Source organism: Leifsonia sp. 10L418, from assembly GCF_056395445.1.
The window spans coordinates 143,323-168,251 of sequence record NZ_JBFTJN010000004.1; the positions used below are offsets into that span (position 1 = coordinate 143,323).

Annotated in this window: 23 protein-coding genes; 18 read left to right on the plus strand and 5 right to left on the minus strand. The window is 66.0% G+C overall.

Features of this window, described 5'->3' with window-relative positions; all coding sequences use genetic code 11:
* Positions 1-44: 44 nt before the first annotated feature.
* The 10 genes from AC1DCF_RS10950 (at position 45) to AC1DCF_RS10995 (ending at position 9,937) form a co-directional block, all read left to right on the plus strand.
* Positions 45-674: a TetR/AcrR family transcriptional regulator gene (locus AC1DCF_RS10950; RefSeq protein WP_477211040.1), complete on the plus strand. Its 630-nt coding sequence runs from the start codon at positions 45-47 to the stop codon at positions 672-674.
* 142 nt (positions 675-816) lie between these two features.
* Positions 817-2,082, plus strand: coding sequence for a diaminobutyrate--2-oxoglutarate transaminase (gene ectB, locus AC1DCF_RS10955; RefSeq protein WP_477211041.1), 1,266 nt, complete (start codon positions 817-819; stop codon positions 2,080-2,082).
* Positions 2,083-2,827: 745 nt separating this feature from the next.
* Positions 2,828-3,700, plus strand: coding sequence for an ABC transporter permease (locus tag AC1DCF_RS10960; RefSeq protein WP_477211042.1), 873 nt, complete (start codon positions 2,828-2,830; stop codon positions 3,698-3,700).
* Entirely contained in the window at positions 3,700-4,491 is a 792-nt protein-coding gene (locus tag AC1DCF_RS10965; protein ID WP_477211043.1) for an ABC transporter permease, read from the plus strand. Before AC1DCF_RS10960 ends, AC1DCF_RS10965 begins: the two co-directional genes overlap by 1 nt.
* Positions 4,492-4,569: 78 nt before the next feature.
* Positions 4,570-5,631, plus strand: coding sequence for an ABC transporter substrate-binding protein (locus AC1DCF_RS10970; RefSeq protein ID WP_477211044.1), 1,062 nt, complete (start codon positions 4,570-4,572; stop codon positions 5,629-5,631).
* A 9-nt stretch (positions 5,632-5,640) separates the two neighbouring features.
* The gene (locus AC1DCF_RS10975; protein ID WP_477211045.1) at positions 5,641-6,810 is read left to right on the plus strand and encodes an ABC transporter ATP-binding protein; all 1,170 of its coding nucleotides are present in this window, start codon (positions 5,641-5,643) and stop codon (positions 6,808-6,810) included.
* Positions 6,811-6,881: 71 nt separating this feature from the next.
* On the plus strand, positions 6,882-7,682 hold the full coding sequence (locus tag AC1DCF_RS10980) for a carbon-nitrogen hydrolase family protein (RefSeq protein ID WP_477211046.1): 801 nt from the start codon (positions 6,882-6,884) through the stop codon (positions 7,680-7,682).
* A gap of 6 nt (positions 7,683-7,688) precedes the next feature.
* Positions 7,689-8,360 carry an RraA family protein gene (locus AC1DCF_RS10985; protein ID WP_477211047.1) on the plus strand — a complete coding sequence of 224 codons (672 nt, stop codon included), beginning with the start codon at positions 7,689-7,691 and terminating at the stop codon, positions 8,358-8,360.
* A gap of 87 nt (positions 8,361-8,447) precedes the next feature.
* Positions 8,448-9,212, plus strand: coding sequence for a 3-keto-5-aminohexanoate cleavage protein (locus AC1DCF_RS10990; protein ID WP_477211048.1), 765 nt, complete (start codon positions 8,448-8,450; stop codon positions 9,210-9,212).
* 251 nt (positions 9,213-9,463) lie between these two features.
* Complete coding sequence (locus AC1DCF_RS10995; protein WP_477211049.1) at positions 9,464-9,937, plus strand: Lrp/AsnC family transcriptional regulator; 474 nt, start codon at positions 9,464-9,466, stop codon at positions 9,935-9,937.
* Between the two features lie 353 nt (positions 9,938-10,290).
* Here AC1DCF_RS10995 and AC1DCF_RS11000 read toward each other — a convergent pair whose 3' ends face one another.
* Positions 10,291-10,818, minus strand: coding sequence for an Lrp/AsnC family transcriptional regulator (locus tag AC1DCF_RS11000; RefSeq protein ID WP_477211050.1), 528 nt, complete (start codon positions 10,816-10,818; stop codon positions 10,291-10,293).
* 450 nt (positions 10,819-11,268) lie between these two features.
* Between AC1DCF_RS11000 and AC1DCF_RS11005 the strand changes: the two genes are divergently transcribed.
* Positions 11,269-11,739, plus strand: coding sequence for a MarR family winged helix-turn-helix transcriptional regulator (locus AC1DCF_RS11005; RefSeq protein WP_477211051.1), 471 nt, complete (start codon positions 11,269-11,271; stop codon positions 11,737-11,739).
* Entirely contained in the window at positions 11,736-12,155 is a 420-nt protein-coding gene (locus tag AC1DCF_RS11010; protein ID WP_477211052.1) for an organic hydroperoxide resistance protein, read from the plus strand. Before AC1DCF_RS11005 ends, AC1DCF_RS11010 begins: the two co-directional genes overlap by 4 nt.
* A gap of 232 nt (positions 12,156-12,387) precedes the next feature.
* On the opposite strand, the gene AC1DCF_RS11015 is transcribed toward AC1DCF_RS11010, so the two are convergent.
* The gene (locus tag AC1DCF_RS11015; RefSeq protein ID WP_477211053.1) at positions 12,388-13,458 is read right to left on the minus strand and encodes an NYN domain-containing protein; all 1,071 of its coding nucleotides are present in this window, start codon (positions 13,456-13,458) and stop codon (positions 12,388-12,390) included.
* 328 nt (positions 13,459-13,786) lie between these two features.
* Here AC1DCF_RS11015 and AC1DCF_RS11020 point away from each other — a divergent pair, with 328 nt between their 5' ends.
* The 3 genes from AC1DCF_RS11020 (at position 13,787) to AC1DCF_RS11030 (ending at position 17,475) form a co-directional block, all read left to right on the plus strand.
* Complete coding sequence (locus tag AC1DCF_RS11020; protein WP_477211054.1) at positions 13,787-15,106, plus strand: GNAT family N-acetyltransferase; 1,320 nt, start codon at positions 13,787-13,789, stop codon at positions 15,104-15,106.
* A gap of 231 nt (positions 15,107-15,337) precedes the next feature.
* The gene (locus AC1DCF_RS11025; protein WP_477211055.1) at positions 15,338-15,937 is read left to right on the plus strand and encodes a winged helix-turn-helix domain-containing protein; all 600 of its coding nucleotides are present in this window, start codon (positions 15,338-15,340) and stop codon (positions 15,935-15,937) included.
* The gene (locus AC1DCF_RS11030; RefSeq protein ID WP_477211056.1) at positions 15,934-17,475 is read left to right on the plus strand and encodes an MFS transporter; all 1,542 of its coding nucleotides are present in this window, start codon (positions 15,934-15,936) and stop codon (positions 17,473-17,475) included. Before AC1DCF_RS11025 ends, AC1DCF_RS11030 begins: the two co-directional genes overlap by 4 nt.
* A 212-nt stretch (positions 17,476-17,687) precedes the next feature.
* Here the strand turns inward: AC1DCF_RS11030 and AC1DCF_RS11035 are convergent, their stop codons facing one another.
* Together AC1DCF_RS11035 and AC1DCF_RS11040 are read right to left on the minus strand one after the other, a co-directional pair.
* The gene (locus AC1DCF_RS11035) at positions 17,688-19,001 is read right to left on the minus strand and encodes an HNH endonuclease family protein (protein ID WP_477211057.1); all 1,314 of its coding nucleotides are present in this window, start codon (positions 18,999-19,001) and stop codon (positions 17,688-17,690) included.
* A 283-nt stretch (positions 19,002-19,284) separates the two neighbouring features.
* Positions 19,285-20,040 carry an SDR family NAD(P)-dependent oxidoreductase gene (locus tag AC1DCF_RS11040; protein WP_477211058.1) on the minus strand — a complete coding sequence of 252 codons (756 nt, stop codon included), beginning with the start codon at positions 20,038-20,040 and terminating at the stop codon, positions 19,285-19,287.
* A gap of 312 nt (positions 20,041-20,352) precedes the next feature.
* Here AC1DCF_RS11040 and AC1DCF_RS11045 point away from each other — a divergent pair, with 312 nt between their 5' ends.
* On the plus strand, positions 20,353-21,615 hold the full coding sequence (locus tag AC1DCF_RS11045; protein WP_477211059.1) for an NAD(P)/FAD-dependent oxidoreductase: 1,263 nt from the start codon (positions 20,353-20,355) through the stop codon (positions 21,613-21,615).
* A 97-nt stretch (positions 21,616-21,712) separates the two neighbouring features.
* Here AC1DCF_RS11045 and AC1DCF_RS11050 read toward each other — a convergent pair whose 3' ends face one another.
* The gene (locus AC1DCF_RS11050) at positions 21,713-22,222 is read right to left on the minus strand and encodes a hypothetical protein (protein WP_477211060.1); all 510 of its coding nucleotides are present in this window, start codon (positions 22,220-22,222) and stop codon (positions 21,713-21,715) included.
* Between the two features lie 761 nt (positions 22,223-22,983).
* On the opposite strand from AC1DCF_RS11050, the gene AC1DCF_RS11055 reads away from it, so the two are divergent.
* Both AC1DCF_RS11055 and AC1DCF_RS11060 read left to right on the plus strand, forming a co-directional pair.
* Complete coding sequence (locus AC1DCF_RS11055) at positions 22,984-23,973, plus strand: WD40/YVTN/BNR-like repeat-containing protein (RefSeq protein WP_477211061.1); 990 nt, start codon at positions 22,984-22,986, stop codon at positions 23,971-23,973.
* A 225-nt stretch (positions 23,974-24,198) separates the two neighbouring features.
* Positions 24,199-24,846 carry a BRCT domain-containing protein gene (locus AC1DCF_RS11060; protein WP_477211062.1) on the plus strand — a complete coding sequence of 216 codons (648 nt, stop codon included), beginning with the start codon at positions 24,199-24,201 and terminating at the stop codon, positions 24,844-24,846.
* Positions 24,847-24,929: the final 83 nt, after the last annotated feature.

The window sequence follows — 24,929 nt, forward strand, 5'->3', positions numbered from 1 at the left end:
CAACAGATGTTGGAGAACTCTCGGGATGCTGAGAGACTGGATGCATGGATGTCCGAGTCGAACGCACCCGCCGCAGTCTGCAGCAGGCGCTCCTCGCGCTCGCCCAAGAGCATCCGCCGGGCGACATCACCATCGCGGGCATCGTCGAACGCGCCGGAGTCAACCGGAGCAGTTTCTACCAGCACTACTCCGACAAGGAGACCCTGCTCGCCGACGCCCTCGACGTGGTCGAATCGGAGGCGGGTGCGATGGTTCCCGTATTCGACGGTCCGCTCCCCGAGCATCCGCCGGCCGACCTGGTCGCCTATCTCCAACACTTCGAAACCAATGCGGCGCTGTACCGACTCGTGCTCTGCGAGGGCGGCTCCTCGGTTGCGGCGGGTCGCATCCGCGCCCGCCTCGAATCCGCGGCCAGCGCCGGCGTCGCCGCATCGGGGTCGCGCGCGTTCGACGGGCTCCCGCCCGATGTCGTCGGTGCGGGAATCGCCGGATCCGCGCTCGGCGTGATCGCAGTCTGGCTCGATCGCGAGCCGCGCCCCCCGGTCGAGACCGCGGCCGACTGGGTCTGGCGGGTGCTGATCGGGCCGGGTCTGCCCGGTGTGCGGGAGGTTCAGCCGCAGACAGAACGCGCGAAGTCAGCGCGCGCTCAGCAGAGCGGCACCGACGGAAAGTAGGCTGGGGGCGGCGACGACGCGACGGCGGATGTCGCCACTTGCGTCACAGCCCCACCGAGCGCACGAGTCGGCACCCCGACCAACGCTCGCCTCGCCGCATCCGAACTGCTGACGCGGTCCACCGAAACCAGAAAGGGTAGCCATGAGCGACCTCGAGATTTTTGACCGCATCGAGTCGGAGGTGCGCGGATACATCCGCTCCTTCCCCGTTGTCTTCGATTCGGCCAGCGGCTCAACGCTCGTCACGAATGACGGCCGCGAGTATCTCGATTTCTTCGCCGGCGCCGGTGTGCTCAACTACGGCCACAACAACCCGCTCTTCACCCAGGCCCTCATCGAGTACCTTCAGCGTGACGGCATCATCCACGGCCTCGACATGGCCACGAGCGCGAAGCGCGCCTTCCTCGAGACGTTCGAAGCACGCATCCTGGCGCCCCGCGGCCTGGACTACAAGGTGCAGTTCACCGGTCCGACCGGCGCGAACGCCGTCGAGGCCGCGCTCAAGGTGGCCCGTCAGGCGACCGGCCGCTCGAACGTCGTCGCCTTCACCAACGGTTTTCACGGGCTGAGCCTCGGCGCCCTCGCCGCGACCGGCAACAAGAAGTACCGCGAGGCGGCCGGCGCCCCGCTCGACAACGTGACCCGTCTGCCCTACGACGGTTACCTGGGCGCGGATGTCGACACGCTCGATCTCTTCGAGAAGATGCTCGACGACTCGGGAAGCGGTCTTGACCTTCCGGCCGCGGTCATCGTTGAGGCGGTGCAGGGCGAGGGCGGCATCAACGTGGCGAGCTCCGCGTGGCTGCAGCGCCTGCGCGCGATCACGAGCGCGCGCGGAATCCTGCTGGTCATCGACGACATCCAGGCGGGTGTCGGCCGCACCGGTGCATTCTTCAGCTTCGAAGAGTCGGGCATCGTTCCCGACATCGTCACGGTGTCGAAGTCGATCTCCGCCTCCGGCCTGCCGATGTCGCTCGTGCTGATGCGCCGCGAGGTCGACGTCTGGAAGCCCGGTGCCCACACCGGAACCTTCCGGGGCAACAATCTCGCCTTCGTCACGGCGCGCGTCGCCCTCGACACCTACTGGGCCGACACGCTCTTCGTCGACGAGATCGCGGAGAAGTCCGAGCTGCTGCGGGTGGCGCTGCTTGAGATCGCCGCAGCGAACCCGACCTTCGGCTTCGACGTGCGCGGCCGCGGACTCATCTACGGCATCGCCTCGACCTCGCACCCCGACCTCGCCGGTCAGGTCGCTGCCGAAGCCTTCACGCGCGGGCTCGTCATCGAGACGTCGGGTGCTCGCGACGAGGTGCTCAAGTTCTTGCCGGCGCTCACCATCACCGAGGCTGAGCTGCAGCGCGGACTCGCCATCGTGCGCGAGAGCCTGGCGGCGGTGCTCGCCGCGTAGCCCCGGCCGTCGCGGCCGCGCTCTCTCTCGCCCATCTCGTTGGTCGAGGGCGAGCGAGCGAAGCGAGCCCGTGTCTCGAGCGATGTACTGAGCCTGTCGAAGTGACCTCGCGGGCCAAGGCTCAGACGCAACCACGTTCAGAGATCGGCTCGCGAGATCTCGAGACGCGGCCTCCTGCGTCGGCTGCTCCTCGATCAACGAAATGGTCAACGCCTCCGCTCCCACCTGGGAGCGGAGGCGTTTTGCGTCGTAGTGAGACGTGGAAATTCCATTTCGGTGGTTGAGGAGCGCCCGACGGAGTCGGACGCGTCTCGAAACCGCGCGAGCCAATCCTCGAACCGGAGTAGCGTCCGGAAAACGGCTCACGAGGTTTCGAGACGGCCGCGGGCGGCCTCCTCAACCACCGAGATGTGCGGCTTTCGATGTCCATTGCTGTTTTCGCACTCGCGCCCGCCCTCACCCACGCCGCATTCACCCGTCGTTCAGGCTCAATTCACCCTCTGCGTTCTGCGCGCCCAGCCCTCGCTCAGGCATCCCTCAGAGTCGATGCCCACCCCGCTGCGCCCGCCAAACCGGCCTTCTCCGCGCCGGTAAACTCGCTCTTTCCGGCAAAGCCGACAGCGTGCTGCGAATTGCGCCAGTACGCAACATCCATTCTGCGAATCTCGCACCCGGTTCTGGTTCTCGGCCTCCCGGCCAACCCCCAACATTGAGATCACGCCAGTCAACGAGGAGGTGAAGCTACATGGATACCGTCGACGTAGCACGCCGTGCCAATCGCACGTACACACTGAAGGGCTGGGCGCTGATGGCGCCCGGGGCTCTGACGGTGCTGTTGCTTGCCATCGTTCCGATCATCTTGATCGCCCGGAACAGCTTCGCCGAGAGCGACGTCTACGGCAAGGTCACGGGCGGTTTCACCGTCGAGAACTACATGCGGCTGATCGACCCGGTCTACGCCAAGACCATGGGTTACAGCCTCGGGATGGCCGTGGTCGTCACTGCCCTCTGCCTCACCATCGGCTACATCGTCTCCTACTACATCGTGTCGCAGCCGGCGAGCCGGCAGCCGCTGCTCCTCCTGCTGCTGATCGTCCCGTTCTGGACCGACTTCCTGGTGCGCACCTTCGCCTGGATCTCCCTGCTCGGCAGCGGCGGCCCCGTCGTCGGCCTCTTCGACCTGATCGGGCTGCCGATCAACTCGCTCGTGCCGAGCCAAGCCGCTGTGGTGTTCGCGATGATCTACTCGTTCCTGCCCACCGCGGTGTTCCCGATCTACGCCTCGATGCGCGGTATCGACCCGTCGCTGCGCGAGGCTGCGGCCGACCTCGGATGCGGCTGGTGGGCGACGCACCGCCGCATCATTGCTCCGCTCAGCATGCCCGGCATCGTCGCATCCGCTCTGCTCACCTTCGTGCCCACCCTCGGCGTCTTTGTCATCCCGGTGCTGCTCGGCGGCGGCAAGCAGCTGCTCGTCGGCAACCTGATCGTCACGCTGTACACCGAGTTCCGCAACCAGCCGATGGGCGCCGCGCTCTCGATGATCGTGCTGGCGCTGATGATCGCGTCGCTGATCATCGCCGGACTGCTGCTCAAGACGCGAAAGAAGGCCGTCTGATGGACAAGCTGCTCGCCTGGATCACCAAGGTCGTGCTCGTGTTTCTCTACGTGCCGATCGTCGCCGTCATCGTCTACTCGTTCAATTCCTCGCCCACCACCACCCGGTGGGAAGGCCTGAGCCTGCACTGGTATGCCGAGCTACTCACCGACAAGGCGCTGCTGCAGACGCTGCAGACCAGCTTCATCGTCGGCATCGTCGCCGCCGGTCTCGCAACGATCATCGGGTTTCTCTCGGCACTCGGCCTCACCAAATACCGGGTGCGCGGCCGCAAGTTCTTCCTCGGCGCGGTACTGCTGCCTCTGATCATCCCCGAGATCGTGCTCGGCGCCGCTCTGCTCACGGTGTTCAGCGCCTCGGGCATCAAGCTCGGGATCGTCACCATCATTCTCGGACACCTGATCATCTGCCTGCCGCTGACCACCCTCATCCTGATGGGCGCCATGAGCTCGCTCGATCCGAGCCTGCCCGAGGCGGCGACCGACCTCGGTTGCACCCCCTGGCAGACCTTCACCCGGGTGCTCTTCCCGCTCACCCGCTCGGCCATCCTCGCCTCCTTCCTGCTCAGCTTCACCACCTCGTTCAGCAACATCGTGATCTCGACCTTCACCAGCGGCGTCGGCTCCACGACCATGCCGCTCCGGGTGTACAGCCTGCTGAAGACCGGCATCACCCCCGAGATCAACGCCCTCGGCGCCCTGCTGATCCTGCTCACGATCGTGATCATCTTCGCGGTCGGACTCGGCCAGATGCGCCGCATCCTGGTCGGCACATCGAGCCCCACGCGCTAACCCCGGCCCAGCCCGCCCAGCCCCGCACCCCACGACCCCCGCATCACACCCCTGCACCACACCAACGAAAGGCAGTCCATGAAAAGACACGCTCTCCTCGCCGCCGTCGCGGTCTCTGCACTCGCATTGACCGGCTGCAGCGCGGATGCCGGCAGCTCCGACAACGCCGCCTCCACCGAACTGAACCTCTACGCCTGGGCCGGTGAAGTGCCCGACACCGTCGTCGCGGCCTTCGAAAAGGAAACCGGCATCAAGGTCACGGTCGACACCTTCGACAGCAACGAAACCATGATCTCAAAGCTGAGCGCTGGTGGTTCCGGATACGACGTCGTGCAGCCCAGCCAGTACGCCGTGCAGCTGCTCGTCGGCCAGGAACTCGTCGCGCCGATCGACTACAGCAAGGTCACCGGCATGGACAACATCGCCGAGTCCTTCACCGACCCGAGCTTCGACCCGAACAACGAACACAGCATCCCCTGGGTCTGGGGCACGACCGGCCTGCTCTACAACGAGACCTGCACCGGCAAGCCGATCACCAGCTGGAAGTCGCTGGCCGACCCGGAGTACGCCGGCAAGGTCTACTTGCTCGACAACATGCTCGCCGCCTACATCGTGGGCCTGCAGATCAACGGGCTGAGCGCCGCCACCACCGACGAAGCCGATATCGAGAAGGCGACGCAGACGCTGATCGACATGAAGTCGAACCTCGCCGGCTACAACTCGACCAACTACACCGAGCTCGTCGCCACCGGTGACGCCTGCATCGCCGAAGCCTGGGGCGGCGCGGGAGTAGCCGACGTCGTGGCCAACAACCCCGACGTGCACTACGTGCTGCCGACCGAGGGCGGCACGCTCTGGACCGACAGCTTCTCGATCGTGGCGGATGCCCCGCACAGCGCGGCTGCCTACCAGTGGCTGAACTTCACGCTCAAGCCTGAAATCGCCGCCATGGCGACCAACGACGGCTCACTGGCCACGCCGAACACGGCGGCTGCGGAGTTCATCACCGACAAGACATTGCTCGACAACGCCGGCGTCTACGCCCCGGCCGAGCAGACCGTCAACAGCGAGTTCATCGTCGACCCGGGTGAGGCCATGCGCTTCTTCCAGGACGGCTGGACCCGCGTCAAAGCCTCCTAGGAGAAACCCATGACCCCGTCAACTCAGGCTTCCGCCACCGCCGCCACGATCACCGCGACCTCCCCCCACGGTTCGGCAGAGACGAAAGCGACAGCGCAGACATCCGCCACCCCCGCGATTCGTCTGACCGGAATCACGAAAACGTTCGGCGACAACGTCGTCGTCAAGCCGCTCACCCTCGACATCGGCCAGAACGAGTTCTTCTCGATTCTCGGCCCGTCGGGCTGCGGCAAGACGACGCTGATGCGCATGATCACCGGATTCGAGATTCCGACCGCCGGCAGCATTGAGTTGGCGGGGTCGCCCGTCGACAACGTTCCCACCCGCAAGCGCGACCTCAACATGCTCTTTCAGAGCTACGCGCTCTTTCCGCACCTCACCGTCTTCGAAAACGTCGCGTTCGAGCTGCGGGTGCGCAAGGCGCCGAAAGCCGAGATCACCCGCCGCGTCACCGAGGCGCTCGACCTGGTGCGCCTCGGCCACCTCGGTGATCGCAAGCCCGACAAGCTCTCCGGCGGCCAGCGTCAGCGTGTGGCCCTGGCCCGCGCCGTGGTCGGCCGTCCCGCCGTCGTGCTGCTCGACGAGCCGCTCGGCGCGCTCGACCAGCAGCTGCGCAAGGAGATGCAGATCGAGCTCAAGCGTCTGCAGCGCGAGGTCGGCATCACCTTCATCTACGTCACCCACGACCAAGAAGAAGCCCTGACGATGAGCGACCGCATCGCTGTCATGTCGCAGGGAGAGCTGCTGCAGGTCGGCCCGCCGCAGGAGATCTACGACCGGCCGGCGACCAAATTCGTCGCCTCCTTCATCGGCAGCTGCAACGTCATCCCCGCCACGTTCACGGGTGACGCCGGGCAGGCCGTCATCGCCGGCCTCGGCACGGTGCCCGCCGACATCGTGCCCGGCACCGCTGCCGGCACCCCGATTACACTGGCCGTGCGCCCCGAACGGATGACCGTCTCGGTTTCCTCGCCCGGCCCGCTCTCTGCGGCGGGCGTGGTCACCGACTCCGTCTACCTCGGTGACGAGTGGCGCTACGGCATCGATCTGCACGGCGGGGTGCACGTCTCGGCCACCGTGCCGAGCACCCACCTCACCCCGGAACTCGCGGCCATCGCGCCCGGCGACACCCTCTGGCTGTCGTGGCACGCGGCCGATGCCCGCGCGCTGCCGGCCTGATCCTCCTCGCTTTTCCACTTCTTCACTTCCCGTTTTTCGCTTTCCCTGCTTTCTCCGTGAAAGGAACGCACGTGAAAATTTCAGTCGCCCAGTTCGGCCCGACGACGGATGCCGCAGCCAACCGGTCAGAGATCGGCTCGCTCGTCGCCCATTCGGCTGCCGAGGGTGCGCGCCTCGTCGTGCTTCCCGAAGAGGCCATGCTGCTGGCCGAGGACCTCCCGGCGCCCCTCGCCGAGGTCGTCGCCACCGAATGGGCGTTGTTCGAGGAGTTCCTCATCGAGCTGGCCGTGCAGCACAGCGTGGCAATCATCGCCGGCGGGTACGAGCCAAACGGAACCGACCGCCCGTTCAACACCCTGATCGCGATCGACACCGACGGCACCGTCGCCGCCCGGTACCACAAGCTCCACCTCTATGACGCGTTCGCCTACCAGGAGAGCGGATACGTGACCCCTGGCCACGAGCTGCCGCCTGTGGTCGAGCTAGCGGGCATCCGTGTGGGCCTGATCAATTGCTACGACCTGCGTTTTCCGGAGCAGGCGCGCTTCTTGATCGACCAGGGCGCCGAGGTGCTCAGCCTCTCGGCTGCGTGGGTCGCCGGGGCGCGCAAGGAAGACCACTGGGACACCCTGGCCCGCGCCCGCGCCATCGAGAACACCGTCTGGGTGGTCGCCGCCGGCAGCATCTCGCCGGATTGCATCGGCAACAGCATGATCATCGACCCGCTCGGCATCACCCGGGCCAGCCTCGGTGACGCCGCATCCGCCATCGCCGTCGTCGACGTCACTTCGGAACGCACCGACCTGGTGCGCGCCAAACTGCCGTCGCTGCAGAACCGTCGCCTGTCCCTCGCCATCACCGTCTCGGAGTAGAAAACCATGCCCATCGAAATTGGCACCGCGCCATCCGCTCTCTCGCCGCAGCTGCTCGAGAAGCTTGAGAAAGTCTCCTTCCCGACCCTCGGCCACTACCTCGAACAGGGCTTCGCCGACTCCGGCCTCGTGCGTCAGACCGGCGCCGGCCGGGTCGTCGGTCGTGCCGTCACCGTGCGCATCACCTCCACCGACTCGACGATGCTGCACCACGCGGCCGGGCACCTCGAGCCCGGCGACGTGCTCGTCGTCGACACCGGGGGAGACGTGCGGCACGCGCCGGTCGGACTCGTGCTCGCGGCCGCGGCGAACTTTCGCGGCGCGCGTGGCGTGATCGTCGACGGCGTCGTGACCGACATCGACGAGGTCTCGGAGCTCGGCATCCCGATCTACGCCCGCGGTCGCAGCGTGCTGACCACGAAGCTGCACGGCATCGACGACGGCGGAATGAACGTGCCCGTCGTCTGCGGCGGCATCACCGTCAACGCCGGCGACGTCGTGCTCGCTGACGCGAACGGAGTCTTCTTCGCCTCACCGGCCGTCGTCGAGGGCATTATCGACACCGCGCTCGAGGACGACGCCGAAGAACCCGACCTCGTTCGTGAACTGGCCGAAGGCGCGCGTCTCGGCGAGGCGACCGGGGCCACCGAGACGATTCAGCGACTGCTCGCTTCGTAGCTCTGCAGTGCACCCTCGTTCCACGTTCCACCCGCTTCACGTTCCACCATCCACACGCATCACCATCGCATCATTGGGGAAACATCCATGTTCTTGAAGGCAGCAATCAACGGCGGACGCTCACGCGAAGAAAACGGCGCGGTGCCGCTGAGTCCGGAGGAGATTGCTCAGGCGGCGTCGCGCGCGACAGCCCTCGGGGCCGGCGTCGTGCACGCACACGCCCGCACGGCCACCGGCGATCAGACCATTCACCCCGATGAGATCGGGGCGATGGTGCGCGCGGTACGTGCCGTCGACCCGAGCGTGATCATCGGCACGACCACCGGCCTCTGGACCTGCTCCGGGCATGAAGAGCGGATGCGGCTGCTCGCGGCCTGGCCCGAAGATGCCCTGCCCGACTTCGCCTCGGTGACCTTCGCCGAGGAAGGCGGGGCCGAGGCCGCGCAGCTCGTGATTGACCGGGGCATGGTGCTCGAGAGCGCGGTCTGGTCGATGGCCGACATCCCCGGCCTGCTTAACTCGCCGACCCTGCACGAGAATGTGCGCATTCTGATCGAGCCGGAAGACGAAGATCCGGATGCCGCGGTGGCGGCCTGCCGCGAAATGGCGGCGGCCATCCGCGCGGCTGGCGTCACGGCCTCGCTGCTCTACCACGGCTACGACCAGACCACTTGGCCGATCGTACAAGCCGCGATCGAAGACGGTGTCGAGACGCGGATCGGCTACGAGGACGTGCTCGAACTGCCCGACGGAACGCCCGCCGAGAGCAACGACGTGCTGATCACTGCGGTGTTCGAACAGGTGACCGCGCACAGCGCTCCGGCGCACCCGAGTCTCGCGCAGACGCACTGACTCTTCGGGCGGATTGTCCGTCCTGCTGCGGCCGGACAATCCGCCCGCTGCAGGGCGGCTGCAGGTCGGCAGCTGAGGTCGGCTCGACCGCCGAGTGGGGACAGCTAGATGGATTGACCGTCGGCCAGCTTGGCACGACTGAATGACGGGGGAAGCCCGAATCCGCGCCGCTTGGAGGAGCCGATGACGGTCGGCCGGGTGGCCGCGGGCTATCCTCGAAGAGGGGTCAATGAAGTAGTGAGGTAAGTGCGATGGATGCCATCGACCGTGGTGTCATCGAGCTGCTCACGCGCGACGGGCGCCGGCCGTACACATCGATTGCGGCCGAGTTGGAGGTCAGCGAGGCCACGGTGCGCAGCCGGGTCACGAAGCTGCAGGATCTCGGCATCCTGAGCATCGTCGCCCTCTGTAGTCCGCTGACGCTGGGGCACCAGTCGCTGCGCTTTCTGATCTCGGTGCGCGATCACACCGCGCGTTCGGTGGCGCAATCGCTCGGTCAGATGCGCATGATCAATCACGTCGCGCTGATCACCGGGGCGCGGGATATCTACCTCGAGGCGACCTGCCGTGACATCGACCAGCTGGTGACACTGCTCGATGACATCCGCCGGGTGCCCGGGGTGGCCTTCATCGACCAGTTCATTCTCACTGAGCTCTACAAGGACTACTCCTGGGTGGGCCTCCGCGGTGGGGTGGGTCAGGCGTCGACGGCGCCGCCGGAGTAGAAGCTCTGCGGCGACCGATCGTGACCCACCTCGTTGGTCGAGGAGGCCGCCCGCGGCCGTCTCGAGACCTCGCGAGCCGACGTCCAAACGCGCCTACCTCGTAGGTCGAGCCTGTCGAGACCCCGTCGGCCAACCCTCAAAACGTGCCCATCTCGTTGGTCGAGGGCGAGCGAGCGAAGCGAGCCCGTGTCTCGAGACCTCGCGAGCCGACGTCCAAACGCGCCTACCTCGTTGGTCGAGCCTGTCGAGACCCCGTGAGCCAACCCTCAAACGCACCCACGGTCCAGAGATCGGCTCACCAGGTTTCGAGACGCGGCCGACTCCGTCGGGCGCTCCTCAATCAACGAGATTGGCTAGCGCGCAACCGTCGCAATCGACCCGGTTCGCGCGGCTGGGGGAGTCGGAACATAGCGCGTGACCGGCTCACGGAATCCCTCCCACAGGTACGTGTCCTTCAAAATCTCGAGCACGGTCGACGTCTCCAGGCTCTCGATACCGCGAATCCGACGGGCTGTGTCATGCACGAACGTCGAGAGATGGGCCACATCGTCGCAGCGCACGTCGACGATCAGGTCGAACGCGCCGAGTGTTGCGCCGACGAGCTTGACTTCGGGGTGTGAGGCAAGCTGCCGAGCGACGCTTTCGACGGTGACGCCACGCACACGCACCGAGACATGAGCCTCAACTTCGCCGAGCTTGGGCGCATCCGACATGGCGACGACCTGCACAATGCCGAGGTCGAGCAGCCGGTTGTAGCGCTGGCGCACGCTCGCTTCGCTCAGGCCGACGTATCGGCCGATCTCGCCGAACGAGCGGCGTCCGTCGATGCGGAGTTGATCGATGATCTTGCGATCGAAGTCGTCGACGGCTTGAAAGCTCATCCCTCTATTCTGGTGCACGCATCGTCGCTCGGCTGTGCCCAACTCCGTTGGTCGAGGAGCGCGCGAGCTTGCGAGCACGTGTCTCGAGACCCCGCGAGCCGACCTCTGGTTCGCAACTGCGGAGATTCTCGCGAATCCCGGCCAAAACGGCTGCCATATCGGCGATCTGACCAAAATCTCCGAAGTTGTGAACGGCCCTGCTGCGTCGGGCTGAGACCGCGACGCCACGCCCTGATGGCAGCGCCACCGCATCCGGAGCCTGCGCCCACGTGTCGCACCCGTACCGAATTCAGGAGTGGAGGTGTGTCGCGCGGTCTCCTCCCGCTGAATCACGCGGCAGCGGATGCGACACGCCGGGTGCGCTCCTGAATTCGGTACCCAGCGGCGGAGCGATTGGCGAACTCTAGAAAGTAAATTGTGCACAACTCAATTGCGTGCTACCGTCATTCCATGTCGACCGTGAACCCTCTGGCCCTGGATGCTCAGGTCTGCTTCGCCCTCTATTCGGGCAGCAAGACTGTCACCGGTGTGTACCGCGACTTGCTCGAGCCGCTCGGGCTGACGTATCCGCAGTACCTGGTGATGCTCGCGCTCTGGGAACAGGACGACGTCACGGTCTCCTGGCTGGGCGGACGGCTTCGACTCGACAGCGGAACCCTGTCGCCCCTGCTGAAACGCCTGGAAGCCTCGGGTCTTGTGGCGCGACAGCGCAGTCTTGATGACGAGCGCGTCGTCCGGATTGCACTGACGACAGAAGGCACCGAGCTTCGCAACGAAGCGCTGAGCGTGCCGGCCGAACTCTTCGCTCGCCTGGGGCTCGAAAACGAGGAGGCAGTCGAACTCCGACGTCTCCTCAACAAGATCTGCCTCGTCGGAACGGCTCGCTCCGAACCGGCAACCAACAAGAAAGAAGCACGATGAACACGCTGTACACCGCAGAAGCTCTGGCGACCGGCGGCGGCCGCAATGGCCACGTCACCACGACCGACAACCGCATCAACCTCGAGCTTGCTGTTCCGCAAGCGATGGGCGGATCCGGCGACGGGTCGAACCCCGAACAGCTCTTCGCGGCAGGGTATGCGGCCTGCTTCCACAGCGCGCTTCAAATGGCTGCGCGGGAGCGCAAGGTGTCGATCGACGGCTCCAGCGTCGGCGCGCAGGTTCACTTCGGCCAGATCGAGGGCGGCTTCGGTCTCGCGGTCACGCTTGAGGTCGTTCTGCCGGATGTGCCGACGGATGTTGCGGCATCGCTCGCCGACCGGGCTCACGAGGTCTGCCCCTACTCCAACGCGACGCGTGGCAACATCACGGTGGACATCCTCGTTTCCGACGACTAATTCCTCGCGGTCATACCGCGGCTGCTCCTCGACCACTTCGTTGGTTGAGGAGCAGCCGACGGCGGAGGCCGCGTCTCGAAACCACGTGAGCCGATCTCTGAACCTGGGTCGCGTCTGAGGATCGGCCGGCGGTGGTCTCGACAGGCTCGACCAACGAGGTGGGTGCGTTCAGGCGGCGGCTCGCGAGGTCTCGAGACGCTCGCTAGCGCTCGCTCCTCGACCAACGAGATTGCTACGCCCGCAACCTCAACATGATCGGGCTCGCCGGGGTCTCCTGCTCCAACTCGACCACGTTGTGGCGCGACTTCAAGAAGTCGGAGAACTGGCGGTAGCCCAGCGCCTGCTCCTGAAATGACGGGTCCATCCGGCGCATCTGGTTCTTGACCGCCGACGCGTGCTGCCATTCGAGGTCGTTCTTGGCGAGCAACTCCATGGCTCGCAGCAGCAGCGCGGTCGCGGCCTTGCGCACCTTCGGTGTGGCGCGTTCCTCCTCGACTTGGGAGGCGTCTTTGTCTGCATCATTGCTCGGGTCGTTGTCGACGTCTTTGTCTGCGTCTTTGTCAACCGAGCGCGATGCGGCGCGTGACTTTGTCGGTTCCGGTGCCGTCGCATCCGTGAAGATGACCGGCGCCGACCCGGCCACGGGCACGGGCGCGACGAACTCGACCTCGTGCACCGAACGGCTGCGGGTGGGGCTGTTGCCGCTGACCGAACTGGCGTGGATGCCGCTGCTGATGCCCGGCATGGTGTCGTAGTCGGCGAACTCGTCGCAGGCCGCAGCCAACGAGCTGCTGGTCGCACCCGAGACGCCGATGCCGACCACGTAACGGCCGAGGCGTTTGCACCGCTGCGCCAGCGGAATGTAGTCGGAATCCCCGGCCACAATCACGATGTGGGTGAGGTCGTCGAGTCGAAAGACGTCTTCGACCACGTCGACGGCCAAACGGATGTCTGCCCCATTTTTCAGCGATCTGACCGTCGGGAAGAGCTGCACCAGGTCCACTGCGCGGTCGATGAGCTGCTGCTGGTAGTCGGCATTCACGGCCGCAGACCAGTCGGCGTAGGCCCGGCTGATCACGATCGAGCCGAACGATGACGCGTACTCGAGGATCGCACCGAGATCGATCGTCGCCGCTTTGATGCGAGCGGTGACCTGAGGGTCGGCATTCGCATTTGACGCGTCGTGCTGGCGCACGCGGTCTTTCGCCCAGGCGGTCCGGCCGTGCAACTGGCTATACCGGGAGATGACGATGTTGTCGAAGTCGATATAGACGCCGACTCGTTCGCGGAACTGCTCGGCCATGTGGTGCACCCTCATTCTGGGGAGGCATCTGAGGCGCCGCCCCTGTGGCCCAGTCTCGCGGGTCTGGCGGGTCGGGGCAAGCTCGCGGCCGTGTCATGGGGCTGCAAATCCCTGGTTGCTGCGGGTCGTGCGCCCGTCTGTGCGGGTGCGTCACGCATCCGTCATCGCGTGCCGAATTCAGGAGTAGAGGTGTGTCGCGCGCCTGGTCCCCGCAGAATCACGGGGCGCCGGATGCGACACTCCGTGTGTGTTCCTGATTTCGGTCCGGTGCGCGAGCCCGAACCATGCGCCGCTCGACCGCCCGCCACAGTTCCCCTAGCCTGAGAGCATGAGCTTTGCAGACGCGCCCATCGATGCCGATTCCTTCGAGAAGCTTGACGCCGGTGGGCTGCGGCTCGGCCTCGTCGACACCAGCGATCGGGACGCCTTCGCGGCGTGGGTGCAGGCGGAGATGCGTGGATTCCACGCCGGCGCGCTGGCCGAGAAGCTGATCGAAGAGCAGCAGCAGCGCATCGCCTACCGCCGCACAACCGCCGTCTGGGACGACAGCACCACGGATGCCGCCACCCCCGTCGCCACGGTCAGCTCCTGGCCGGCCCCGCTGACGCTGCCCGGCGACACGAGTGTTTCGGGCTGGGCGATCAGCTCGGTCACCGTCGCCCCGACCCACCAGCGCCGTGGCATCGCGCGGGCGTTGCTCGAAGCCGAGCTGCGCACCGCCCACAGCCTCGGCGTTCCGCTGGCGATCCTCACCGTGTCGGAGGCCACGATCTACTCGCGCTTCGGCTTCTCCCCGACCACGATGACGGCCGACCTCGAGATCGACACGCGCCGTGCCTCGTGGACGGGACCCGCCGCATCCGGTCGTGTGCAATTCATTTCATTGGAGCAGCTGAACGAGGTCGGTCGAGACGTCGCCGAGCGGGCCCGGCGCGCCGTGCCCGGCGAGATCGAACTCGACGATCACCTGTGGGGGCGGCTGATCGGGTTGCTCGGTGACGAGAAGGGCGAGTCCAAAAACCTGCGCGCGGTGATCTACCACGACGCGGACGGGCAGCCGCAGGGCTTCGCGCTCTACCGGATCAAGGGCGATCCCGCCGACTTCTCCTCGCACACGGCCACCGTCGAGCACCTGCGCACGGTGACGGATGACGCCTATGCAGGGCTCTGGCGCTACCTGCTCGAGTTGCCGCTCGTGTCGACGGTGTCGGCGCCGTTGCGCGCGGTCGACGAGCCGCTCGTCTGGCAGGTCAGCGATCCGCGGGCCGTGCGCGCAGTGCGCCGCCGGGACCACCTCTGGGCGCGCATCCTCGACGTCACCGCGGCGCTCGAGGCCCGTCGCTACGCCGCACCCGGCCGTATCGCGCTCGACATTTCGGATCCGCTCGGGTTCGCCCACGGCCGCGTGCTCGTCTCGATCGACGACTCGGGAACGGCCACGGTGTCGCCGCTCGACGGTTCGGCTCCGGCTGACGCGGCGTCGCTCGCGCTGAGCGTGAACGAGCTCGGCGCGCTCTACCTGGGCGGCGTCTCGGCGCGCACGCTCGTGCGGGCCGGCCGGATTACCGAGCTGCGACCAGGTTCAGCGGATGCGGTGGATGCCGCGTTCCACTCGCCCGTGACGCCGTGGTTGAGTAGCTGGTTCTAGGCTGCTGCTTGCGCATAGCAAGAACCGCACGTTTTGGCACGTTGTCACCGTACGGCGCACAAATCGTGCGTCATTCGGTGACACTTGCGTTTTCTGCTGACACGCGACGCATCCGGCATCGCGGCTGCGGCAGCATCCGTCGACCGGTCTCTAAAACCTGAAAGACTCTTGCAGATCTCCCCGACCCTGGCTACAGTCTGAAAGACGCTTTCAGATCGCGAGGAGTGACGCATGAACGAGCAGCCCACACGCGAGCAGCCCACACCCGAGCACCGACCCAATCTCACCGACCCAGCGGTGCTCGACGCCCTCGCGCATCCGGTGCGGCTGGACGTGCTCGGCTACCTGATGTCGGTCGGGGCGGCGACCGCGTCGGAGTGCGCCCGGGCCATCGGCGACACTCCATCGAATTGCAGCTACCATCTCCGCGTGCTCGCCAGTCATGGACTCGTCGCGGCCGAGGAGTCCACTGACGGCCGCACGAGGCCGTGGCGGGCCACAATCACCGGGTTCACCAATGAGTTTCCCGAGGGTGCCGGCGAACAGCCCGGCCTGGACGCGATGCTCGAGGCATCCCTGCAGCTCGACTACCAGCTGGCTCGCGAGCATGTGCGCACGCGGGCTACCGTGCCCGAGGCGTGGCGCGACGTCGAGGCGCACGCGACTTACGGACTCCAGGTGACGCCCGCCGAACTCCGCACCATCGTCGAGCAGATCGACGCGGTGATCCGACCGTTCCTGGCCGCGACTCGCACCGACGCCCCGGATGACGCCGGTCACGCGCACCTGTCGCTGACCGCGTTCCCGCGACCGCAGTTCAGCCGGCCATGACGGATGCAGCGGCAGGCGGCGGCCCCACCTCCGTCGGCCCCACCTCCGTCGGCCCCACCTCCGGCGGCCCCGCCTCCGGCGGCCCCGCCTCCGGCGGCCCCGCCTCCGGCGGCTCCGCATCGGACGGCGACACACTGTCGGGTGGCTCGAAGGTCGGCGGAAGCTCCGTGTCAGATGGCTTGTCATGGCCCGGTGACGGGACCTCGGCAGACCGCTCGACGGCCGGCAGTCTCAGCCCAGCAAGCTCTGTGTCCGGTAATGGAGATGGGCCGTCGAACTTGATGTCCTCCAGCTCGACATCCTCCAACGCGACGACCCCGCCCAGCGGCCCGCCCGGCGGCGCCTCCGCCTTCGCGATCGCCCCGTTCCGCCGGCTCTGGACGGCAGGCCTCATCTCGGATGCGGGGGACTGGCTCCTCTTCATCGCCCTCCCGCTCGTCGTGCTGCAGCTCAGCGGCTCGGCGCTCGCGACGTCACTCGCGTTCCTGCTCGAGCTCGTCCCGGCCGTGCTACTCGCGCCATTTGTGGCGCGGCTCGTCGACCGCTTCGACCGCAAGGCGCTCATGTGCATCGTCAACGTGGGGCAGGCGCTCTCGCTGATCCCGCTGATGTTCGTGCACACCGAGGCCGATCTGCCGCTCGTCTACCTCGTCATCGTGCTGCAGGCCATGTTCAGCGCCGCGTTCGAACCGGCTAAGAATGCGCTGCTGCCCGATCTGGTCGGCGCCGATCGCATCGTCTCGGCCAACGCCCTCGTCGGACTCAATCAGAACCTCGGCCGACTCGTCGGCGGACCGCTCGGCGGCGTGCTGCTCGCCCTCGGCGACCTCGGCCTCGTCGTCGCCGTCGACTTCGTGAGCTACCTGGCCTCGGCGGTGCTCGTCGCGACCCTTCCGCGTTCGCGGCCGCAGGCATCCGGTGCGGCGAAGGTGAAATCCAGCATCACTCGGGTGCTCAGAGACCCCCGGTTGCGCGGCGCCTTTGTGGTGTGCTTTGCCGCCTCGATCGCGCAGGGCCTCTTCGTGGTGCTCTTCGTCTTCTTCGTCACCGAGACGCTGGGCGGGTCGGATGCGGATGTCGGACTGCTGCGGGGCGTGCAGGCGGTCGGGGCGATCGCGGCGGGATTGCTGCTCGGTTTCGTCGCGGCGAAGGCCGACATGCGGCAGCTGAGCGTGATTGGGGTAGCGGCGTTCGCGATCATTTCTCTGGTGACCTGGAATCTGCCGTTCGTCACCAACGAGCTCTGGCTCTACGTCGTGCTGTTCGCAATTGTCGGGGCGCCCGGGGTGTTCATGGGGGCCGGGCTGGTCAGCATCCTGCAGCTCGGCAGCGACGATGGCGAGCGGGGGAGCGTCTTCGCAGCGCTCGGGCTCGTCATGGCGATCGGGCAGGCGATCGGGATGCTGGCCGCCGGGATGCTGCAGTCGGCGCTCGGCACGGTGCCGCTGCTGGAGATCCAGGGCGCGGTTTATCTGGTGACGGCGATTCTGGCCGCGGTGCTCCTACCGCGGAGTGCGCAGAAGGCGGCCGTCGCGTAATCGCGGAGCCGAGTCTGACCATTTCGTTGGTCGAGGAGCAGCCGACGAAGGAGGCCGCGTCTCGAGACCCGGCGAGCCGATCCTTGAACTCTGGTTGCGTCTTGAACGTCAACTCACGAGGTCTCGACAAGCTCGACCACCGTTCGGCGATTGAGCTTGTCGAAATCACGCGCTTTCCGAGGCCGACTCACCCGGTCTGCCGGGTGCGAGCGCTACGCGTTCCAGTGATACTTACCGTTTGCGTCTGCGCCCTTGCCGCCGCAGGTGTAGGTGCGGCCGTTGTCAGCGACGCCCGTCGTGCCTGGTTCGGAGCAGAATCCGCCGGGATGCACGTTGCCCGCGGGCGCGGGCGCGGGCGCGGGCGCCGGCGCAGGCGCCGGAGCCGGAGCGGGAGCGGGCTCGACCGGAGCAGGAACCGGAACCGGCGCGACGACCGGAGCGGGAGCGGCCGGAGCAGGCTCAGGAACCGCAACCGGTACCGGAGCCACAGCCTGCCCACCGCACGCACCCAGCACCCGCACCATCGCATCATGCTCGGCCGGTGCAACCCACAGTCCATACGCGGCCTTGACCTCAATCTGCCGCGCCACATACGCACAACGGAACGACTTCGACGGCGGCAACCAGGTCGCCGCATCGCCGGCTCCCTTGGCCGAGTTCGTCGGACCGTCGACCGCGAGCAGGTTGCGCGGCTCGTTGGCGAGAGCTTCGCGCTTCTCCTGCGTGAGCTGCTGCGCCCCAGTGATCCAGGCATTCTGCAGGGCCACGACATGGTCGATCTGCACCTTTGTCGACGTGGCGTCGCCGCGCACAAACATGATCTGGGTGCCGGTGTAAGGATCGGTGAGGGTCCCGGTGAGCACGCGGCACCGCCCGGACTTCGTTGTCTCGGTCAGGTCACGCGCGAGGATGTCGTTGCGGGTGTCGCATCCATTGCGGTCGACGTCGAGCCAGGCCGAGCCGAACATTCCGGTGCGGTTGTAGCCGGTCTTCGGCGCCTTGCCCTTGACCGGGAGGGTGGCGAGCTGGGTGAGTGCGGTCGAGGAGTCCGCTGCGATAGCTGACGCGTCGGGTGCGGCGGCCGGGGTCGTACCTGGAGTCGCGGTCGCCGTTGCAGTCGGAGTGGGTGTCGGGGTGGCTGTGCGCGTCGGCGACGCAACCGGAGTATTCGTGGGCCGGCCAACCGATGCTGCCCCGAGTGCGCTCGAACCCGACCCGCCGGCATCCGGCGCCAGCGACGTGCCGACAATGACCGAAACCAGGCTCGCGGCCAGAACGGCCGTGGCGAACTTACGCGAGGGCAGAAGCGCCCAGGACGCGCGGCCGGTGATGAGAACGTATGCGGCGGTGACGAGGGCCACGAGTCCACTCATCATCACGAGTCCCGGGACGCCAGAGGTCGACACACCGATGACGAGCAGAAGGAGGACGAGCGCCCCGACGATCCAGGTGCCGCGAGTCGGCTTGAGTTTGCGACGCGAGGCGCGCTGACGCTGATCCGATGTGGGGCGGTTGGGGTGGGGCATGAAACTCCTGGTGGCGATCGGCACGAAGTCTCGACCGTATCCCGAGGTATGGGCGGGCCGGCGGTCATCGGTGCGTGTCGTGCGGGGTGGCGGGCCTTTGGGGGTGAGGCTCGCACTCCTTAGCCCGTACCGGGGCTACGGCGTGTGCGCCCCCGCCGACTCGATTTAACGCGGGGGATAGTGACCGATCAATGACATTCGACCTGCCACGCATGCGGCACCAGTTCGCCGCGCAGGCCAAATAGGCCACCCCGTGGGGTGGCCTATTCAGAACGAGCGGTGCTTAGACGGTGGTGTAGCCGCCGTCAACAAGCACGTACGACCCGGTCATGAAGCTGGCTTTGTCGGAGAGGAGGAATGTGGTGACGTTTGCGATTTCCTCCGGCTGTCCGAGGCGACCGAGCGGATGCTTCGCCGCAAGCCCGTTGAGGATCTCCTTTGGTGCGGCGACCAGCAGCGGCGTTTCAATGTAGCCGGGGCCGACGGCGTTGACTCGCAGCCCCTGGGCGCCATATTCGGCCGCAGCGTTCTTGGTGAGGCCCACGACGCCGTGCTTGGCGGCGGTGTAGGCGGCGTTTCCGGGAGCGGCAACGGTGCCATGGATCGACGCCATGTTCACGATGGCGCCTTCTGATGCACCAGCTGCGAGGATCGCTGGGATTTGGTAGCGCATGCCGTAGAGCACGCCGCTCAGGTTGATCGCAATGACGCGGTCCCAATCCTCCACATCGACGTCGCCGACGGGAGCGTTGGCGCCACCGATTCCGGCATTGTTGACCGCGTAGTTGAGCGCACCATAGGTCTCGAGCGCAAAGTCGACGGCCTTCTTGCTGTCTTCGGCGACCGCGGTATTGGCTTGGAACGCAACGGCTGTGCCGCCCGCGGCCGTGATCTCGTTGACCACGCGGTTCGCACCGTCGAGATTGAGGTCGACGACGACGACGTTGACGCCGTTCTTCGCGAGGTCTTTGCTAATCGCTTCCCCGAGTCCTGAGCCGCCGCCTGTGACGAGTGCGGTCTTGCCTTCGAAGTTGCCCATAATTTTTGTCCTCCTCCGCGGGATCGTGGCCCGCGATTCTTGGTTGTGACCGGCTGACCGATCTCTGGTAGCAACCGCCACGTGGGCCACAAAATTCCATACATATGCATGTATTTTCCACTGTGCCTGCCGTTTTTCATGCTGCTCCGGCGACTGAGAAACCGCAAGCGACAACGGATGCCGCTCGAGCGGTGCGGTCTGCGCCGACAGTTCCGCAATCCACGAGGTCTCTGCCGACGTCCGGCATCCGGCATCCGCCCGCTCTTCACCCCAGCCCTGCCATCGACCCCCACCGAGGCGTACGCTGCCGGCATGACTGAGACATATCAAGTCGTCATCGTCGGTGGTGGGTTCGCCGGAGTCGCCGCGGCGCGGGATCTGGGGCGCAAGGGCATCGAAGTGCTGCTCATCGACAAGAACAACTACCACCAGTTCCAGCCGCTGCTCTATCAGGTCGCTACCTCGCAGATCGGGGTGTCCGAAGTCTCCCGGCCGTTGCGGGCGATCTTCCACCGTCGAAGGAGCGTGCGGGTGCTCACCGACGAGGTCACCGCAATCGATGCCGCGGCTCATACGGTGACGACGGTCGACGGCACCACGTATCGGGGCGAAATTCTGGTGCTCGCCGCCGGAGCCGAGGCGAACTTCTTCAACACCCCGGGCGCTCAGGAGCACGCCTATCCGCTCTATTCGCTCCTCGACGCGACCCGCCTCGGCGGCGCTACGGTGAACCTCCTCGATCGGTCAGACCGCGAAAGCGCCGGGGCCGCAAGCGTGAACATCGTCGTCGTCGGCGGCGGGCCGACCGGGGTGGAGACGGCCGGTGCGATCGCAGAGAACATCAAGTACGTCGTTCCCGGCTACTTCTCCACCGCGCTGGCCGCGCGCTGCCACGTGCACCTCGTCGACCTGGTGCCCTCTGTCCTCGGGCCGTTTTCGGCGAAGTCCCAGGCCTACGCGCGCAAGCACCTCCTCAAAGTCGGCGTCACCCTGCACATGGGCACCGGAGTGACCGAGGTGCGGGACGACGGCGTGACCCTCGCCGACGGCAGCACCATCCCCAGCCGCATCGTCGTGTGGGCAGGCGGGCTGAAGGCGGGCGACATCCTGAGCGGCTCCGGCCTCACGCAGGGGCGGGGCGGTCGCATCGACGTTCGAGCGGATCTGACCGCGCCGGATGTCGACGGCGTCTACGTGCTCGGCGATGCGGCGAACATCACGGATGCCCGCGGCGCGCACCTGCCACAACTCGGCTCGGTCGCCCAGCAGTCAGGGGCATGGGCCGCCCGCAACATCCACGCCGACCTCACCGGTGGCGCGCGTGAGCCGTTCCGGTATGTCGACAAGGGCTACATGGCCATGGTGGGCCGGGGCGCCGCCGTCGCGGAGATCGGGCGCAGACGAGTGCAGATGCAGGGTCCGCTGGCGTTCATCGCCTGGCTGGGCGTGCACGTGGCGTTGCTCTCCGGAGCCCGGCAGAAGGCATCGGCCCTCTTGTCGTGGGCAGACGACTACCTCACCCACACGCGCTCGCACGTCGTGCTCGGTCACCCCGAGACCGTAAAGAAGGAGTGACGTTTGGGTGCGCGCTGTCGCGTTGGCGAGCGACAACCGTGCCGTTGAGCGACATCCCCATCTCCTCAGAGAGCGACGAACGGGAGTCTGCACCTGATCAAGGTCGATGAGCGTGCTCCATCCACAAGTCGCTCACGTCACCTTCTGCGGCTTCCAGTAGCTCCGTGGCCTGCCTCACCACTTTGTCAAAGAAGATCGTCGTGGAGAACAACGCCGACTGGTAGTGCTTCCGAGCTTCTTCTCCTGTCGCATCGTGGGGTTCGGCGGCGGGTTTCATCGCCTTCTCGAGCACATCGTCTCTCGCGCGTTCAGCAGCTTCGATCAAATCCGCCGCTTGGCGACCAGCCGCAGCAAACGCCCGTGAGCGTGGGCCGTAGATCGCCTTGCTCACTTCAATCTTCGCGTTGACGAGAGCGAGTTGCGTCCGGCGCATTCCCTCATGCGCGGATGCTACTTCTGCCATCATCGCGGACCACTCTTCGCTGACAATGGCGTATCCCTGCTCGCGGAGGGATGCGGCCTCAGTCTCGTTCGCTCTCACCTCGGCCTCGGCATCCGCCATGAGGTGCTGAAGTTCGCGGTGCATCTGTGTTGATTCGTCGTTCACAGGATCCTCCGTCTTGAAATCTTGACGTGAAGCGGCATTATGCGGCTTCCATAATTCACACGAGGCAATCTCATTCAGTCGAGGCCGTCGGCGGTCCGGGCAGCGACTCCTGGGGAGCATCGCTCATGTTGGGCGCAACGTTAGCCCGCGCCACCGACAGTCAGCGTTCAAACGTTCGACCTGGTGGACAACGGCGAGGGACTCGACAACGACGAGCAGGGAGTCGCCGTGCAGGTCTGCGATGGTCCGGCGAAAGCAGGGACTGGTGCAGTCGCTGGGTGCGTGAGCGATGGGCGCACGGCTCGCTTCTAGAGCCGGGCTGAGTCCGGACTGGGGCTACGGCCGGCGCGCCCCTACCGACTAGATTCGGCACGGGGATAGGGGACCGTTCTTCGCCGGCCCGACGCTGCTCGTGATCGAACTGGGCCATCTGCTGCTGCCGGCGGGCGGGCTCTTACCGGCTCCGCAACCACGCCGCCGGGTCCAACGAACTACACCCCGTGACAACGGGCACAAACTTCCGCTAATCTAACCCCGCGACCCGGGGAACTTGCGACGAGCATAGTAAATAGTCGATTACATTTTCTCGCCGGCGCGTGTGCTGACCGAGCCCGTTCCCTGAGGAAAGTAAGAGCGATGAACCGTATTTCTGCGAACTTCGACCGTATTTGCGGGCCTCTCCCGGGAACATCCGAGGATATGGTGTGGCAGCCGGTGCTCGTCCATAACCATGAGGACGTGGTGAGTGGTGGAGAGCTAGCGTGACCCGCACACAATCACCCGCTTACCAATGGGAGTTTGTCGACACTGGGCACTCCACGCATTTTCGCGGACTCGCTGTAGTTGACCGGGAGATCGTCTGGCTAGCCGGTTACGACGGCGTCATCCTTCGTACGATCGATGGCGGGCGCAACTGGGACAATGTGTCACCACAGGGCGCGGAACAACTGCAGTTCCGTGCGATTGCGGCTTTCGACACGCACGCTGCTCTTGCGATGACGGCCGGGATCGGCGCAGACTCACGCATCTACCGGACAGAAGATGGTGGAAACACGTGGCTCGAAGTTATGCGGGGCACAGAGCCCGACAGCTATTTCAACAGTTTGCGGTTTTCGGACCGTAGCAATGGGCTGCTCCTTGGAGACCCGATTGACGGGCGATTCTTGGTCCTTCGAACAACTGACGGTGGCCGGAACTGGCATAAAGTGGTTGCCGACTCGATGCCGCAAGCACTTCCGGGGGAAGGGGCATTCGCCGCGAGCGGCGGCTGCCTTGCGGTGCGGAATAACTCCGCTTGGTTCGGGACCGGTGGTGCTGAACGTGCCCGGGTTTTTGGTTCGGTTGATCATGGGCAGACATGGACGGTTTCTGAGACCGTGATGGGTTCACGGGAGATGGCTGGAATCTTTGGACTCACATTCACTGGCGAGGGGCGTGGTTTTGCCGTCGGAGGGAACTACCTCAACCCAGGTCTACCTCACATGACGACGATGATGACGACAGAATCGGGCAACACGAAATGGGAAGCAACAGGCGGGCCCGTTTCGCGCGGATTTCGCTCAGCGGTTGCTGTCTTCCCTCGCCGGCCAAACACCGTCGTGACCGTCGGGATGGGCGGAAGCGACATCAGCTACGATCATGGGGCGCAGTGGTTGCCCTTGAATGAAGGTTTTGACTCTGTCGAATGCGCCGAAGATGGCAGCTGCTGGGCGTCAGGTGAGAACGGCCGGGTCGCGATTCTCGCGAGTTGACGAAGCGTCCCTGAGGAGATCGGCATTTCTTGTGGGGGAGAGGTTCGCCGTTGACCTTGGGTGCGCGCTCCTGGCCCTTCGGAACTGGTCGCGGTGAATCATCCAGCGTGTGTTTAGGCAGCTCGCTGCAGCAGCTTCCGCGGATGCAGCGGGAGCCGGCGTTGCGTTTAAGGCAATACCCACGCGCTGACGACCGCCGACTTCATCGAACGCATCACGCTCAAGTTGCCCGAGTACGGCGGCCCGACCGAGTACCTCGACCACCTGGCCCTGCTCGACCGCTGCCTGCTCGACCGCTGCCTGCTCGACCGCTGCCTGCTCGACCGGTCACTTTCGGCACATGAGACCAACGCTCTGGTTGGGCTGGCGGAGGACCTCGGACTCGACCGCAACAGCTGTGTCGCTCTGCATCTCGAGTACTTTGAGTCGCTGGCGCGGGTGGCCTGGGCTGACGGGATCCTAACCGCGGACGAGATCACCGATCTGGCCGCCGTCGGCAGAATTCTTGACATTCCCGCGAGTGCGCTGACGGATGCCCTCCAACAGCCGAGCGCGTCGAGGCACGCCACGCACACAGCCAGTGGTGGCCACGCCGAGCACACCACCGGTGAGGCGGCCGCCCTCGGCATCCCTCGTTTCGCCCTTGAAGTCGGCGACCGGATCGTGCTGACCGGGGAGATGTCGCGTGGGCGCGACGACTGGCACAGCGAGTTGACTGTGCGCGGATTCTTGGTCGCTCCGGCCGTGACCAAGAAGGTCAAACTCGTCGTGGCTGCCGATCTGGATTCTCTGTCGGGAAAGGCACCCAAGGCACGCGACTACGGGATTCCGGTGGTCAGTGAGCAAGGTCAGGTGCAGTTGCTCGGAGCGTAGATCGCTGGAGCATGGCCGGCGTTTGCAGCTGGTCGGGGCCCGTACTGGGGCTACGACCCGTGTCGCCCCGCCCACTAGATTCA

Coding starts and splice junctions, on each gene's coding strand:
- AC1DCF_RS10950 (WP_477211040.1), top strand. CDS start 45: ATGGATGTCCGAGTCGAACGCACCCGCCGCAGTCTGCAGCAGGCGCTC.
- ectB (WP_477211041.1), top strand. CDS start 817: ATGAGCGACCTCGAGATTTTTGACCGCATCGAGTCGGAGGTGCGCGGA.
- AC1DCF_RS10960 (WP_477211042.1), top strand. CDS start 2,828: ATGGATACCGTCGACGTAGCACGCCGTGCCAATCGCACGTACACACTG.
- AC1DCF_RS10965 (WP_477211043.1), top strand. CDS start 3,700: ATGGACAAGCTGCTCGCCTGGATCACCAAGGTCGTGCTCGTGTTTCTC.
- AC1DCF_RS10970 (WP_477211044.1), top strand. CDS start 4,570: ATGAAAAGACACGCTCTCCTCGCCGCCGTCGCGGTCTCTGCACTCGCA.
- AC1DCF_RS10975 (WP_477211045.1), top strand. CDS start 5,641: ATGACCCCGTCAACTCAGGCTTCCGCCACCGCCGCCACGATCACCGCG.
- AC1DCF_RS10985 (WP_477211047.1), top strand. CDS start 7,689: ATGCCCATCGAAATTGGCACCGCGCCATCCGCTCTCTCGCCGCAGCTG.
- AC1DCF_RS10990 (WP_477211048.1), top strand. CDS start 8,448: ATGTTCTTGAAGGCAGCAATCAACGGCGGACGCTCACGCGAAGAAAAC.
- AC1DCF_RS10995 (WP_477211049.1), top strand. CDS start 9,464: ATGGATGCCATCGACCGTGGTGTCATCGAGCTGCTCACGCGCGACGGG.
- AC1DCF_RS11000 (WP_477211050.1), bottom strand. CDS start 10,818: ATGAGCTTTCAAGCCGTCGACGACTTCGATCGCAAGATCATCGATCAA.
- AC1DCF_RS11005 (WP_477211051.1), top strand. CDS start 11,269: ATGTCGACCGTGAACCCTCTGGCCCTGGATGCTCAGGTCTGCTTCGCC.
- AC1DCF_RS11010 (WP_477211052.1), top strand. CDS start 11,736: ATGAACACGCTGTACACCGCAGAAGCTCTGGCGACCGGCGGCGGCCGC.
- AC1DCF_RS11015 (WP_477211053.1), bottom strand. CDS start 13,458: ATGGCCGAGCAGTTCCGCGAACGAGTCGGCGTCTATATCGACTTCGAC.
- AC1DCF_RS11020 (WP_477211054.1), top strand. CDS start 13,787: ATGAGCTTTGCAGACGCGCCCATCGATGCCGATTCCTTCGAGAAGCTT.
- AC1DCF_RS11025 (WP_477211055.1), top strand. CDS start 15,338: ATGAACGAGCAGCCCACACGCGAGCAGCCCACACCCGAGCACCGACCC.
- AC1DCF_RS11030 (WP_477211056.1), top strand. CDS start 15,934: ATGACGGATGCAGCGGCAGGCGGCGGCCCCACCTCCGTCGGCCCCACC.
- AC1DCF_RS11035 (WP_477211057.1), bottom strand. CDS start 19,001: ATGCCCCACCCCAACCGCCCCACATCGGATCAGCGTCAGCGCGCCTCG.
- AC1DCF_RS11040 (WP_477211058.1), bottom strand. CDS start 20,040: ATGGGCAACTTCGAAGGCAAGACCGCACTCGTCACAGGCGGCGGCTCA.
- AC1DCF_RS11045 (WP_477211059.1), top strand. CDS start 20,353: ATGACTGAGACATATCAAGTCGTCATCGTCGGTGGTGGGTTCGCCGGA.